Genomic DNA, 12232 nt, shown 5'->3' on the forward strand with positions numbered 1-12232 from the left:
CCAGGAGCCACACCATGAACGCACCCGCAGAACTCGCCAAGGTCATCGCGTCGCAGCCCGATGTGACGCTCGGCTACAAGGATTTTTCGCTCGGCAGCTTCGGCTTCCGCCGCGACGAGTATTTCGTCCACATCGCCTGGAAGACCCGCGACGGCCGTCCCATGAGCCACACGATGGATGCCGGGAGCTACCTGCGCGCGCTGATGCGCGACGTGGCGTGGGGCTTCTTCTACGGCTGGGTCAACTTCGACGACGTGTTCGGCACCGTCAACCACTACGACTCGGTCGACCTGTACGCCGGCAGCTTCAACGGCACGATGAAGGACGCGGGCATCGACCTGCTCGAGAACTTCCCCACGGCGCAGATCCGCGCCACCTTCGAGGCCATGCTCGACGACTGGACCAACGAGAGCTTCGACCCCTTCGCCGCGCCGCAGGAAACCGGCTCGCCCTATGGCCGCAAGAGCGGCAACAACACCGCCAAGATCACCCGGGCGCGCGAGCTGGCCAAGCGCTGCGTGGGCCTGAAGGGCGACCTCGACCTGCGCAGCGATGCGCGCGGCGCGCCGGTCAACCGCGCCTTCGCCGACGTGCCGCAGGGCCAGCCCGAGCTGCACCCCGAGCCCGGCTTCGAGAACGAGGTGCACGCGTTCAACCTCTTCGGCTTCCTGAGCCGTTCGCAGGTCACGTGGAACCCGAGCTTCACTTCGGTGGTGAAGCACAGCTTCATGTGCCCGACGACCGAGGAGCACATCCTGCCGATCATCCACGGCAACGACCGCGTCGAGTGGTTCTTCCAGATGACCGACGAGATCCACTGGGACTGCGGCGACAAGAACACCGGCCGTCCCATGGCCCGCGTGATCATGAAGGCTGGCGACATGGCCGCCATGCCCGCCTATTGCCGCCACCAGGGCTTCAGCCCCAAGCGCTCGATGCTGCTGGTGTGGGAGAACGGCTCGCCGAGCCTGGTGTACGAGATCCAGAAGGGCGAGAGCCCGGAGATTCCGGTCGAGTTCTGAATGGCCCCCTCTCCCGCGTGCGGGAGAGGGCTGGGGTGAGGGTGGCGTCCGTGCCGCCGTCGCCCCTCACCCCCACCCTCTCCCCAAGGGGCGAGGGAGAAATGCAAAGACATGAAGCCCAATGACAATGCCGCTGCGGCAGGCCTGCGTACGTCCATCCGCCACCAGCTCTTCATCGACGGCCGCTTCGTCGACGCCGAATCCGGCGAGACCCTGGCCACGCTCAATCCGCACGACAACACGCCCATCGCCCACGTCGCGCTGGCCGGCAAGGCCGACGTCGACAAGGCCGTGGCCGCCGCCAGGCGTGCGTTCCCGGCGTGGAGCCGCATGGCCGCCGCCGACCGCGGGCGCATCCTGCTGAAGCTCGCCGACCTGATCGAGTCCCACGGCGAAGAGCTCGCGCGGCTCGAGTCGCTCGACACCGGCCATCCGATCCGCGACTCGCGCCGCCTCGACGTGCCGCGCACCGCCGCGTGCTTTCGCTACTTCGGCGGCATGGCCGACAAGTTCCAGGGCGAGACCATTCCGGTGGAAGAGGGCTTTCTCAACTACACGCTGCGCGAGCCGGTCGGCATCGTCGGGCAGGTGGTGCCGTGGAACTTCCCGCTCATGTTCACGAGCTGGAAGATGGCGCCCGCGCTGGCGGCCGGCAACTGCATCGTGATGAAGCCGGCCGAGATCACGCCGCTCAGCTCGCTGCGCATTGCCGAGCTGATGGCCGAGGCGGGCCTGCCGCCCGGCGTGGTCAACATGCTGCCGGGCCTGGGCAGCGTGGCGGGCCAGTACATCGCCGAGCATCCGGAGATCGCCAAGATCGCCTTCACCGGCAGCACCGCCACCGGCCGGCGCATCGTGCAGGCGAGCGCGGGCAACCTGAAGAAGGTGCAGCTCGAACTCGGCGGCAAGGGACCCAACATCGTGTTCGAGGATGCGAACCTGCAGGCCGCCGTGAACGGCAGCGCCTGGGCCATCTTCCACAACCAGGGACAGGCCTGCATCGCGGGCTCGCGGCTGATGCTGCACGAGAAGATCGCCGATGCGTTCCTCGAGCAGTTCATTCCGCTCGCGCAGTCGATCCGCCTGGGCAACCCGCTCGACGAGGCCACCGAGATGGGCCCGCTCACCAGTGCCCAGCACCGCGACCGCGTGCTGGCCTATGTCGAGGTTGCGCAGGGCCAGGGCGGCGAGGTGCTCGCGGGCGGCACCTCGCCCGGCGGCGATCTTGCACAGGGCTGCTACGTGGCGCCGACCGTGGTGCGTGCGAAGTCCTACCAGGACCGCGTGGCGCAGGAAGAGGTGTTCGGCCCCTTCGTCACCGTGCTCACCTTCAAGAGCGACGAGGAGGCGATGCAGATCGCCAACGGCACCGACTACGGACTGGGCAGCGGCCTGTGGACGAACAACCTGCAGCGCGCCCACAAGGTGGCGCGCGACCTGCACGCCGGCATGGTCTGGATCAACAGCTACAAGCGCGTGAATCCCGGCTCGCCCTTCGGCGGCGTGGGCCAGAGCGGCTACGGCCGCGAGATGGGCTTCGACGCCATGCGCGAGTACACGCAGGTCAAGAGCGTGTGGGTCAACGTCGATGCGCGGATTCCGCCGCACTTCGCGCGCTGAGTTTTTTCTTTCAATCCACCGGGCACACACGATGTCTCTTCCGATCCTTTCCCGGGCGCTGGCCGCCTGCATGCTGTTGCTGCTGGGCGCCCAGGCCCAGGCCCAGGCCCAGGCGCCGGCCTGGCCCGCCAAGCCCGTGCGGCTGGTCGTCGGCTTCCCGCCGGGCGGCATCGTCGACACCGTCGCGCGCCAGCTGCAGCCGCGCCTGCAGGCTGCGCTCGGCCAGACCGTGATCGTCGACAACCGCAGCGGCGCCGGCGGCACGCTGGCGGCGGCCGAGGTGGCGCGCGCGGCACCCGACGGCCACACGCTGCTGATGGTGTTCGACAGCTACGCCACCTATCCGCTGGTCTATCCGAAGCTGGGCTTCGACATCGCGAAGGACCTGCAGCCCGTGACCCAGGTCGCGAGCAATCCGCTGGTGCTGGTGGTCAACCCGAAGGTCCAGGCCAAGGACTTCCAGCGCTTCGTCGGCCTGCTCAAGGCGCAGCCGGGCGGCCTCAACTACGCGAGCGTCGGCCCGGGGTCGAGCAACCATCTCACGGCCGAATACTTCAAGGCCGTGAGCGGCACCTTCGTCACGCACATTCCCTACCGCGGCGGCGGCCCGGCCCAGCAGGACCTGCTGGGCGGACAGGTCGAGATGATGTTCCTTTCGGCCGTGCTGGCCCAGCCGCACGTCAACGCCGGGCGGCTGCGCGCCCTGGCGCAGACTGGCGCGCAGCGCGCGCCTGCCTATGCCGAGGTGCCGACCGTGGCCGAGAGCGGCTATCCGGGCTTCGAGGTGAACTCCTGGGTCGGCCTGCTGGCCCCGGCCGGTACGCCGCGCGCCGTGGTCGACCGGCTGCAGGCGGAGGTGCGCAAGGCGGTGACCGAGCCGGCCTTCCAGCAGCGGCTGCGCGAACAGGGCCTGACGGGCATCGCCAACACGCCCGAGCAGTTTGCCGCCGTGCTGCGCACCGAGCAGGACAAGTGGACCCGCCTGGTGCGCGAACGCCGCCTGAACCTGGAATAGGCAGGCCGGAGGAACGCGCCATGCACGACTTCATCCACACCACCCATCCGCAGCGCGTGGTGTTCGGCGCCGGTTCGCTGCGCCACCTGGCGCGCGAGATCGATGCGCTGGGCGCGAACAGGGCGCTGGTGCTCTGCACGCCCGAGCAGCGGCCGCAGGCCGAGCGCGTGGCGGCTTCGCTCGGCGCGCAGGCGGCCGGCCTGTTCGACCGCGCCGTGATGCATGTGCCCGTCGAGACCGCGCGCGAGGCGCGCGAGCTGGCGCGCCGGCTCGGCGCCGACTGCGCCGTGGCGCTCGGCGGCGGCTCCACCACGGGGTTGGGCAAGGCCATTGCGCTGGAAGCGGGGCTGCCGATCGTCGCCATTCCCACCACCTACGCAGGCAGCGAGATGACGCCGATCTACGGCCTCACCGAGAACGGCCTGAAGAAGACCGGCAAGGATCCGCGCGTGCTGCCGCGCACCGTGATCTACGACCCCGAGCTGTCGCGCACGCTGCCCGTGGGCCTGAGCGTGACCAGCGGCATCAACGCCATCGCGCATGCGGCCGAAGGCCTCTACGCACAGGACAGCAACCCGGTGATGGACCTGATGGCCGAGGAGGGCATCGCCGCGCTCGCACGCGCGCTGCCGGCCATCCGTGCCCAGCCCGGCGACCTGGCGGCGCGCTCGGACGCGCTCTACGGCGCATGGCTGTGCGGCAGCGTGCTCGGCGCGGTGGGCATGGCCTTGCACCACAAGCTCTGCCACACGCTCGGCGGCAGCTTCAACCTGCCGCATGCCGAAGTGCACACGGTGGTGCTGCCGCACGCGCTCGCATTCAACGCGCAGGCCGCGCCGCGCGCCATGGCGCGCATCGCGCGCGCGCTCGGCGGCGCGTCGGCGCCGGCGGCGGTCTACGCATTGGCGCAGGGCAACGGCGCGCCGGTGGCGCTCAAGGACATCGGCATGCGCGCCGCCGACCTCGACCGCGCGGCCGACATCGCCGTTGCCAACCCGTACTGGAACCCGCGGCCCTTCGGTCCGGCCGAGCGCGACGAGATCCGTGCGCTGCTGCAGCGCGCCTTCGACGGCGAGCCGCCAGGCTAGCCGCGCCGCACGCACGGACCCGCAGAGACACAGACAGACAGACAAACAACGAAGGAGACAGCCATGACATTCAACCGCAGACAGTTCACGCAGGCCGCCGCCGCGCTCGCCGCCACGGGCGCGACGCCGCGGGTGTTCGCCGCCGACACGCTCAAGATCGGCTACGTGTCGCCGCAGACCGGGCCGCTCGCGCCCTTCGGCGAGGCCGACAAGTGGGTGATCGAGCAGATGAAGGCGGCCTTCAAGGACGGCCTCAGCGTGGGTGGCAGGAAGTACGCCGTGCAGATCGTGCTGAAGGACAGCCAGTCGAACCCCAACCGCGCGGGCGAGGTCGCCAACGACCTGATCCTCAAGGACAAGGTCGCGCTCGTGCTCACCGCCGGCACGCCCGAGACCGCCAACCCGGTCAGCGATGCCTGCGAGCTCAACGAGGTGCCGTGCATCTCCAGCGTGGTGCCGTGGCAGCCCTGGTTCTTCGGCCGCAAGGGCGACCCCGTGAAGGGCTTCAACTGGACCTACCACCTGTTCTGGGGGCTCGAGGACGTCATCGCCAACTTCACCAACGGCTGGAAGACGGTGGCCACCAACAAGAAGGTCGGCGGCCTGTTCCCCAACGATGGCGACGGCAACGCCTGGGGCGACAAGGAGCTGGGCTTTCCGAAGCCGCTCGCGCAAATGGGTTTCACGCTCACCGACCCCGGCCGCTTCCAGAACGGCACGCAGGACTTCAGCGCGCAGATCGCGGCCTTCAAGCGCGACAACGTCGAGATCGTCACCGGCGTGGTGATCCCGCCCGATGCCAAGACCTTCCTCACGCAGGCGCGGCAGCAGGGCTTCAAGCCGAAGGTGATCACGCTCGGCAAGGCGCTGCTGTTCCCGGGCGCCATCGAGGCGCTGGGCGACCTGGGCGACGGTCTCTCCACCGAGGTGTGGTGGAGCCCCTCGCATCCGTTCACGTCGAGCCTCACGCAGCAAAGCGCGAAGGCGCTGGCCGAGGCCTACGAGGCCGGCACGAAGAAGCAGTGGACCCAGCCCATCGGCTTCGCGCATGCACTGTTCGAGGTGGCGGCAAATGCGCTGTCGCGTTCGAAGTCGCTCAAATCCGGCGACGTGCGCGACGCCGTGGCCGCGACCTCGATCGACTCCGTGGTCGGCCCGGTGAAGTGGGGCGGGCAGGGCCCGTTCAAGAACGTCAGCAAGACGCCGCTGGTGCTCGGCCAGTGGGGCAAGGGCACGCAGCGCAAGGTGGAGCTGACCCTGGTGAACAACGAGGCCGCCAGGACGATCCCGACCGGCGGCACGCTGCGCCTGCTCCGGCCGCTGCCATGACGCTGCTGGCATTGCACGGCGTGAGCAAATCATTCGGCGCGCTCAAGGTCACCGACGGCATCTCGCTGGCGGTGGCCGAGGGCGAGACGCTGGGCATCCTTGGGCCCAACGGCGCAGGGAAGACCACGCTGTTCAACCTGATCTCGGGCGATGCGCGCGTCGACGCCGGCCGCGTGGAATACGCAGGCCGCGACGTGACGCGGCTCAAGCCGCACCAGCGCTGCCATGCGGGCATCGGGCGCAGCTACCAGGTGCCGCAGCCCTTCGGGAACATGAGCGTGTTCGAGAACCTGGTGACCGCGGCCTGCTTCGGCGGGCAGCAGACCGAGCGCGAGGCGTGGCGCACGGCGCACGAGGTGCTCGCGCAGACAGGGCTGATGCCGCATGCGAACAAGCCAGCCGGCGGGCTCACGCTGCTCGACCGCAAGCGGTTGGAACTCGCGCGCGCGCTCGCGACGAAGCCGCGCCTGCTGCTGCTCGACGAGATCGCGGGCGGGCTGACGGAGCCCGAGGCTGCGGTGCTGGTGGCGGAACTCAAGCGCATCAAGGCGCGCGGCGTGACCATGATCTGGATCGAGCATGTGGTGCATGCGCTGCTGTTGCTGGCGGACCGGCTGTTCGTCATCAACTTCGGGCAGAAGCTGGCGGAGGGGGCGCCCCTCGCGGTGATGAACGATCCCGAGGTGCGTCGGGTGTACATGGGGATGGAAGCATGAGAGCGCATTGCTGTTTTCGGATTCGTCCCCTCTCCCGCTCGCGGGAGAGGGTCAGGGTGAGGGCAGCGGCCTTTGAATCGCCGTGTGTCTTGCCATCGCTGCATGCCCTCACCCCAACCCTCTCCCCGAGGGGAGAGGGAGCAAGAGGGGAGGGGACTTGCAGATGAACTCGCCGCTTCTTACCACCCGCGGCCTCCAGGCCTTCTACGGCGACGCCCAGGCCCTCTTCGGCATCGACTTCACGTTGGCCGCCGGCGAACTCGTCGCCATCATCGGCGCCAACGGCGCGGGCAAATCCACTTTCCTCAAGAGCCTGGCCGGCCTGGTTCGTGCGCCGCGAGAAACCATCCGCTTCAAGGGCGAACCCATCGGCGGGCTTCCTCCCGGAGAGATCGTGCGGCGTGGCCTTGCCATGGTGCCCGAGGGCCGGCGCCTCTTCCCGAGCCTGAGCGTCGAGGAGAACCTGCTCATGGGCGCCACCGCGGCCCGCAAGGGTCCGTGGAGCCTGCCGCGCCTGTACGCCCTGTTCCCCATCCTCGCCGAGAAGCGCCACGCGCCCGGCACCTCGCTGTCCGGCGGCCAGCAGCAGATGGTCGCGCTCGGCCGCGCGCTCATGAGCAATCCCGAGGTGCTGCTGTGCGACGAACTCTCGCTCGGCCTCGCGCCGATCGTCATCCGCGAGATCTATGCGGCCATGCCCACCATCACGGGCGAGGGCATGACCGTCGTCATCGTCGAGCAGGACGTGACGATGGCGCGGCAGGTCTCACAGCGCATCTACTGCTTCCAGGAAGGCCGCGTGTCGCTCGAAGGAAACTCGGGCGAACTCACGCGCGAGCAGATCTCGCAGGCCTACTTCGGCATCGAGGCCGCCCATGCTTGAGACCGTCATCCAGGGCGTGCTGCTCGGCGGCCTCTACACGCTGTTCGCACTCGGCCAGTCGCTGATGTTCGGCGTCATGCGGCTCACCAACACGGCGCAGGGCGACTTCATCATTCTCGGCGCCTTCGCGGTCATCGCGGGGGTGTCGGTGGCGGGCGAAGCCACACCGGGGCTCGTTGCCATGGTCGCGCTCGCTGCGCTGCCCGTGGCCTTCGTGTTCGGCTACGCGCTGCAGCGCTACGTGCTCAACGGCACGCTCGGCAAGGACCCGCTGCCCTCGCTCGTCGTCACCTTCGGCTTGTCGATCGTCATCCAGAACCTGCTGCTCGAACTGTTCTCGGCCGACCCGCGCGCCATCGAGACCGGCGGGCTCAGCACGCAGGGCGTGGCGCTGGGCGACACGCTCTCGCTCGGCGTGCTGCCACTCATCGTGCTGGCCGTCGCGCTGGTTGCAACGGCCGCGCTGCAATGGCTCTTCGCGCGCACGGCGCTGGGCCGCTCGTTCCGCGCGGTGTCCGACGACCGCGAGATCGCCGAACTCATGGGCCTGGACGCGAAGAAGGTCTACGCCTTTGCGACCGCCATCGCCTTCGTGCTGATCGCCATGGCCGGTGCGCTGCAGGGCATGCGCACCACGGTGTCGCCGTCGGACGGCCCGCTGCTGCTGCTGTTCGCCTTCGAGGCCGTGATCATCGGCGGCATGGGCTCGTTCTGGGGCACGCTGGCCGGCGCGATGATCCTGGGCATCACGCAGCAGATCGGCTTCCGGCTCGATCCGGGCTGGGGCATCTGGTTCGGGCACATCGTGTTCCTGATCGTGCTGGTGCTGCGGCCGCAGGGCCTTTTTCCGAAAACACGTGGATGAAGCGGATGACGAACATGCCCCTGCCCCTCATCGCCGTCGAGCGTGCCACCGCCGCGAGCCGCGCCGCGCTCGCCGCCGGCATCGCGCTCGTGCTGATCGCCGCCAGCCTGCCTTTCTGGGGCGAGCCGAGCTGGATGCGCGAGTTCGTCGAGATCGCCTGCTACTTCATCTTCGCGATGATGTGGAACCTGCTGGCCGGCTACGGCGGCATGGTGAGCATCGGGCAGCAAGCCTTCTTCGGCTTCGGCGGCTACGTGATGCTGATGCTCGGCAACTTCGCGGGCGTCAACCCCTTCGTGGCAGTGCCGCTGGGCGCGCTGGCGGCCGGACTCATCGCCGTGCCCGTGTCCTTCGTCGCCTTCCGGTTGTCGGGCGGCTACTTCGCCATCGGCACCTGGGTGATCGCCGAGGTGTTCCGGCTCAGCTTCGCCAACGTGTCGGCGGTGGGCGGCGGCTCGGGCACCACGCTCACGGCGCTGCGCGGCATCGAGCGCGCCACGCGCGAAAGAACCACCTACTGGATGGCGCTGGCCTGCGTGGTCGCGGCCATTGCGCTGGTCTACCTGTTCCTGCGCAGCAAGCGCGGGCTCGCGCTGCTGGCCATCCGCGACAACGAGGTGGCCGCGGAGTCGCAGGGCGTTCCGGTGGCGCGCATGAAGCTTGCGGTGTATGTGGTCGCGGCCTTTGGTGCGGGGCTCGCGGGCGCGCTCTACTTCGTCGGCAACCTGCGCATCAGCCCCGACGCGGCCTTCAGCGTCAACTGGACGGCTTTCGCCATCTTCATGGTGGTGATCGGCGGCATCGGCCGCATCGAGGGGCCGCTGGTGGGCGCGCTCGTCTTCTGGGCGTTGAACAAGTTCCTCAGCGACTACGGCACCTGGTACCTGCTCGGGCTCGGATTGCTGGCCATCACCGTCACGCTCTTCTTCAAGCAGGGCCTGTGGGGCTGGGCCCAGCAGCGCTGGGCCTGGTCCCTGTTCCCGACGCAGCGGCGGCTGCGGGCTGCGCCGCCATTGACTCAGGAGCTGCAGGCGTAGTTGGCAGCCAGCTTCGACGCCTCCGCATCGTTGGCCGGGCCCGTGTAGCGCGGATATTGCGGGTACTGGCACAGCGGCCGGCTCAGCAGCACCGCCCCTTGTGCATCGCGCTTCTCGGCGACCAGCGTGGCGGGTGCCGCGCTCTTGGTCACCCACTGGTCCAGGGCCGTCAACAGATCCGAGGTGTCGGCGCCCGGTCCCCCGGCGCAGTGGTTCACGCCCGGGGCGACATAGAAGCGCGTCGATGCGTCGGCGGTTGCGGCACCGATGGCGCTTCGCATGTTCGCGTAGTAGTCGACGGTCGATCTCGCGCTGAGCGCGGAATCATTTCCGCCGTGCCACAGGATCAGCTTGCCGCCGCTGTTGATGAACGGCCGGATGTCGGCGTTGGTCGCGTCATTGAGCGCAGCCATGGCGTAGAGGGCATTCTGGTTCTGGTCCCAGGGCGTGTACGCCAGCGAGTCCACGGTCCTGTCGCGGGCCAGGTAGTTCTTGACCGTGGTGTCCTGGAACAGGAACTGCAGCGCCGACGTGACATTGCCGTCGCCCGTGAGCCAGGTTCTCCAGGCGCCGGGATCGTCCTCGTTGCCCGTCAGGTTCCAGCCCGCGTTGCGGAAGGTGGGGCTGCCGGTGAAGGCGGCCTGCGTGGTCCAGGACGTGACCACGTCGAGCTGCGCGTCCGACAGGCAGGTGTCGCCCGTGTCGGTTCCGCCGGCGCAGCGCAGGGCGGCCACATCGGCGAGCGCCGGCGTGCAGGCGGCCTGGTTCGACACCACGCCGTCGACAAGGCCGTCGAGCCCGTCGCAGGCGTCTCGCACGTGCTTGCTCAGGAGGGCCGTCTTCGCAGCACTGAATGCACCGCCCGGCGCGGCCAGCGCCCTGGAATTCCGGTTGAAGGCGCCCATGAAACCGACCCAGTTGTAGGCAGGTGCGCGCGCGATCACGCCATCGAAGAGGTTGGGTGAGCGCTGCACCGCCATCAACGCTTCGCGGCCGCCATTGGAGCAGCCTTCGAAGTACGACTTGGCCGGCAGAGCCCCGTAGGCCGCCGCCAGGGTTTCAGTCGCCGTCGACATCACGGTGGGCACCGAGAGGCTGCCGAACAGCTGCGCGGCAAAGGTGTCGGTCAATGCGAAGTCCGCACTCAAGGCATTGCCCTGGTGCCCCGAGTCGCTTGCGACCACGGCGTAGCCCAGGCCCAGCGCCGGCACCGAAGGCGGCGTGATCGCGCCGTTGTAGCCGCCGCCGCCCTGGTAGTAGAGCTTGCCGTTCCATGCCTCGGGCAGCGAGATCTGGAAGTTCAGCGCCGGCGCGATCGTGCCGGTGACCTTGCAGTAAGCGGGCACGCTGGCGGCCGCGTCCTGCATGGCGGCGGTCAGCGCAGCGCCCGCCACGGTCTTCCCGTTCAGCTCGCCGCAGGCCTTCTGGGCCGTCACGGCCGGTGCGGGTGGCGGGGTTTCGGGCTGCGCAGCAGGCGGGACCGGAAACAGCACGGGGAATGCGCCGCGGTCGTCGGAGCCGCCGCCGCAGGCCGCCAGCATCGCTGCGCCAGCAGCCGCCGCGGCAACGGCGTGGAGCTTGGTGCGGGCCCGTGATTCCTTGGAGGAGCAGGAGAAGAAGTGCATGTCTCGATTCCTTTGTCGGTTGTCAGCCTCTGCACCGCAACGACATGGAGCGATGCCTGCGTGATTCTGAAAGGCGAGACTTCGGACAACTGTTCCGGGACGGACATTCGGGCCGCTGATTTCTAAGGAGAAACCCTTCGGTTTCTTCAATGCACGGCAGCCGGGTCAGGGGTACCTGGCAAGTGCCTGCCGGTCCATCACCGTGATGTAGCCGTAGCCCCGCCGGATGAGGCCCGCGCTTTCCAGTTCGGTCAGCGCGGCGTTGACGCGCTGGCGCGAGATGCCGACGAGCGAACCGATCTCTTCCTGGTTGATCCGCAGCGTGGAGTCGGTGTTCGGATAGAGCACCGGATGGAAGAGGCTCGAGATCCCCCGTGCCACGCGCGCCGTCGGTTCGAGCAGCCGGTCGAACTTCACCATCGCGATGAACTGTCCGAGGCGCTCGTTCAGATGGGAGAGCATGAAGTGGTTGAACGGAATGCTTCGATCGAGCAGCCAGGAGAACGTGGCCCTCGGCAGATGCACGGTGACGGTCGGCCGCGTCGCCATGATCTCGTACTTGCGCTGCTCCGGCTTCAGCAGCGATCCCTCGCCGATCCATCCGCTCGACGCAACCCCGGTGAACATGATCAGGCGGCCGTCCACCGTGGTGTCCTGCACGCGCAGAAAACCTCCCAGCACGCCGATCCAGCTGTCGGCGGTCTCGTCGCGCCGGCACACATAGGAGTGCGCTTCATGGCGGCGAACGTACAGGGCTTCGAACGCTTTCGTTCGCTCGGCCTGCGTCAGCGCGCGCGGCCAGATGCAGCGCTCGAAGAAGGCGTTGAGATCCTTGAGAGGCAGCATGCGTCAACGCCGGGCGGGGCGGGGGCCCTTGGCACGGGCGAAGAACAAACCGGATCGAGCGCGCATAGCGAATTTCCTTGGGCTGGCGAATCCTATGGCACACCGGCTCGTGGAGTTTGTAGCGCAGACGACATTTGCGTTCCTGCATCGTCGGGACAAACCCTGGGGCGGGCGGGCAAAGGCAGA

Annotated in this window: 11 protein-coding genes; 9 read left to right on the forward strand and 2 right to left on the reverse strand. The window is 68.6% G+C overall.

Translation table 11 applies throughout. The features are described from left to right. Positions 1 to 14: 14 nt before the first annotated feature. The 9 genes from RZE77_RS27745 (at position 15) to RZE77_RS27785 (ending at position 9575) form a co-directional block, all read left to right on the forward strand. Positions 15 to 1022: a hydroxyquinol 1,2-dioxygenase gene (locus RZE77_RS27745; protein ID WP_319442953.1), complete on the forward strand. Its 1008-nt coding sequence runs from the start codon at positions 15 to 17 to the stop codon at positions 1020 to 1022. 156 nt (positions 1023 to 1178) lie between these two features. After that, positions 1179 to 2642 (forward strand): aldehyde dehydrogenase family protein, encoded by a 1464-nt coding sequence (locus tag RZE77_RS27750; RefSeq protein WP_319443428.1) that lies wholly within the window; start codon positions 1179 to 1181, stop codon positions 2640 to 2642. 31 nt (positions 2643 to 2673) lie between these two features. Continuing rightward, positions 2674 to 3657, forward strand: a complete 984-nt coding sequence (locus tag RZE77_RS27755) for a tripartite tricarboxylate transporter substrate binding protein (RefSeq protein ID WP_319442954.1) — start codon at positions 2674 to 2676, stop codon at positions 3655 to 3657. 20 nt (positions 3658 to 3677) lie between these two features. Further along, a complete protein-coding gene (locus tag RZE77_RS27760; RefSeq protein ID WP_319442955.1) occupies positions 3678 to 4745 on the forward strand; it encodes a maleylacetate reductase in 1068 nt (355 codons plus the stop codon). 63 nt (positions 4746 to 4808) lie between these two features. Next, a complete protein-coding gene (locus RZE77_RS27765) occupies positions 4809 to 6074 on the forward strand; it encodes an ABC transporter substrate-binding protein (RefSeq protein WP_319442956.1) in 1266 nt (421 codons plus the stop codon). Next, positions 6071 to 6790 carry an ABC transporter ATP-binding protein gene (locus RZE77_RS27770; RefSeq protein WP_319442957.1) on the forward strand — a complete coding sequence of 240 codons (720 nt, stop codon included), beginning with the start codon at positions 6071 to 6073 and terminating at the stop codon, positions 6788 to 6790. Before RZE77_RS27765 ends, RZE77_RS27770 begins: the two co-directional genes overlap by 4 nt. Before the next feature lie 163 nt (positions 6791 to 6953). Continuing rightward, entirely contained in the window at positions 6954 to 7673 is a 720-nt protein-coding gene (locus RZE77_RS27775) for an ABC transporter ATP-binding protein (protein WP_319442958.1), read from the forward strand. Continuing rightward, positions 7666 to 8538 carry a branched-chain amino acid ABC transporter permease gene (locus tag RZE77_RS27780; RefSeq protein ID WP_319442959.1) on the forward strand — a complete coding sequence of 291 codons (873 nt, stop codon included), beginning with the start codon at positions 7666 to 7668 and terminating at the stop codon, positions 8536 to 8538. Before RZE77_RS27775 ends, RZE77_RS27780 begins: the two co-directional genes overlap by 8 nt. 5 nt (positions 8539 to 8543) lie before the next feature. Next, positions 8544 to 9575 carry a branched-chain amino acid ABC transporter permease gene (locus tag RZE77_RS27785; RefSeq protein ID WP_319442960.1) on the forward strand — a complete coding sequence of 344 codons (1032 nt, stop codon included), beginning with the start codon at positions 8544 to 8546 and terminating at the stop codon, positions 9573 to 9575. On the opposite strand, the gene RZE77_RS27790 is transcribed toward RZE77_RS27785, so the two are convergent. Then, on the reverse strand, positions 9557 to 11200 hold the full coding sequence (locus tag RZE77_RS27790) for a tannase/feruloyl esterase family alpha/beta hydrolase (RefSeq protein ID WP_319442961.1): 1644 nt from the start codon (positions 11198 to 11200) through the stop codon (positions 9557 to 9559). The two genes, RZE77_RS27785 and RZE77_RS27790, sit on opposite strands and share 19 nt — an antisense overlap. A 165-nt stretch (positions 11201 to 11365) precedes the next feature. Continuing rightward, the gene (locus tag RZE77_RS27795; RefSeq protein ID WP_319442962.1) at positions 11366 to 12046 is read right to left on the reverse strand and encodes a Crp/Fnr family transcriptional regulator; all 681 of its coding nucleotides are present in this window, start codon (positions 12044 to 12046) and stop codon (positions 11366 to 11368) included. Positions 12047 to 12232 lie beyond the last annotated feature (186 nt).

The organism is Variovorax sp. SPNA7, from assembly GCF_033807855.1.
Taxonomy (GTDB): domain Bacteria; phylum Pseudomonadota; class Gammaproteobacteria; order Burkholderiales; family Burkholderiaceae_C; genus Variovorax; species Variovorax beijingensis.

What these genes read in the sequence shown, in the direction of transcription:
- RZE77_RS27745 (WP_319442953.1), top strand. Translation starts at nt 15, where the DNA reads ATGAACGCACCCGCAGAACTCGCCAAGGTCATCGCGTCGCAGCCCGAT.
- RZE77_RS27755 (WP_319442954.1), top strand. Translation starts at nt 2,674, where the DNA reads ATGTCTCTTCCGATCCTTTCCCGGGCGCTGGCCGCCTGCATGCTGTTG.
- RZE77_RS27760 (WP_319442955.1), top strand. Translation starts at nt 3,678, where the DNA reads ATGCACGACTTCATCCACACCACCCATCCGCAGCGCGTGGTGTTCGGC.
- RZE77_RS27765 (WP_319442956.1), top strand. Translation starts at nt 4,809, where the DNA reads ATGACATTCAACCGCAGACAGTTCACGCAGGCCGCCGCCGCGCTCGCC.
- RZE77_RS27770 (WP_319442957.1), top strand. Translation starts at nt 6,071, where the DNA reads ATGACGCTGCTGGCATTGCACGGCGTGAGCAAATCATTCGGCGCGCTC.
- RZE77_RS27775 (WP_319442958.1), top strand. Translation starts at nt 6,954, where the DNA reads ATGAACTCGCCGCTTCTTACCACCCGCGGCCTCCAGGCCTTCTACGGC.
- RZE77_RS27780 (WP_319442959.1), top strand. Translation starts at nt 7,666, where the DNA reads ATGCTTGAGACCGTCATCCAGGGCGTGCTGCTCGGCGGCCTCTACACG.
- RZE77_RS27785 (WP_319442960.1), top strand. Translation starts at nt 8,544, where the DNA reads ATGACGAACATGCCCCTGCCCCTCATCGCCGTCGAGCGTGCCACCGCC.
- RZE77_RS27790 (WP_319442961.1), bottom strand. Translation starts at nt 11,200, where the DNA reads ATGCACTTCTTCTCCTGCTCCTCCAAGGAATCACGGGCCCGCACCAAG.
- RZE77_RS27795 (WP_319442962.1), bottom strand. Translation starts at nt 12,046, where the DNA reads ATGCTGCCTCTCAAGGATCTCAACGCCTTCTTCGAGCGCTGCATCTGG.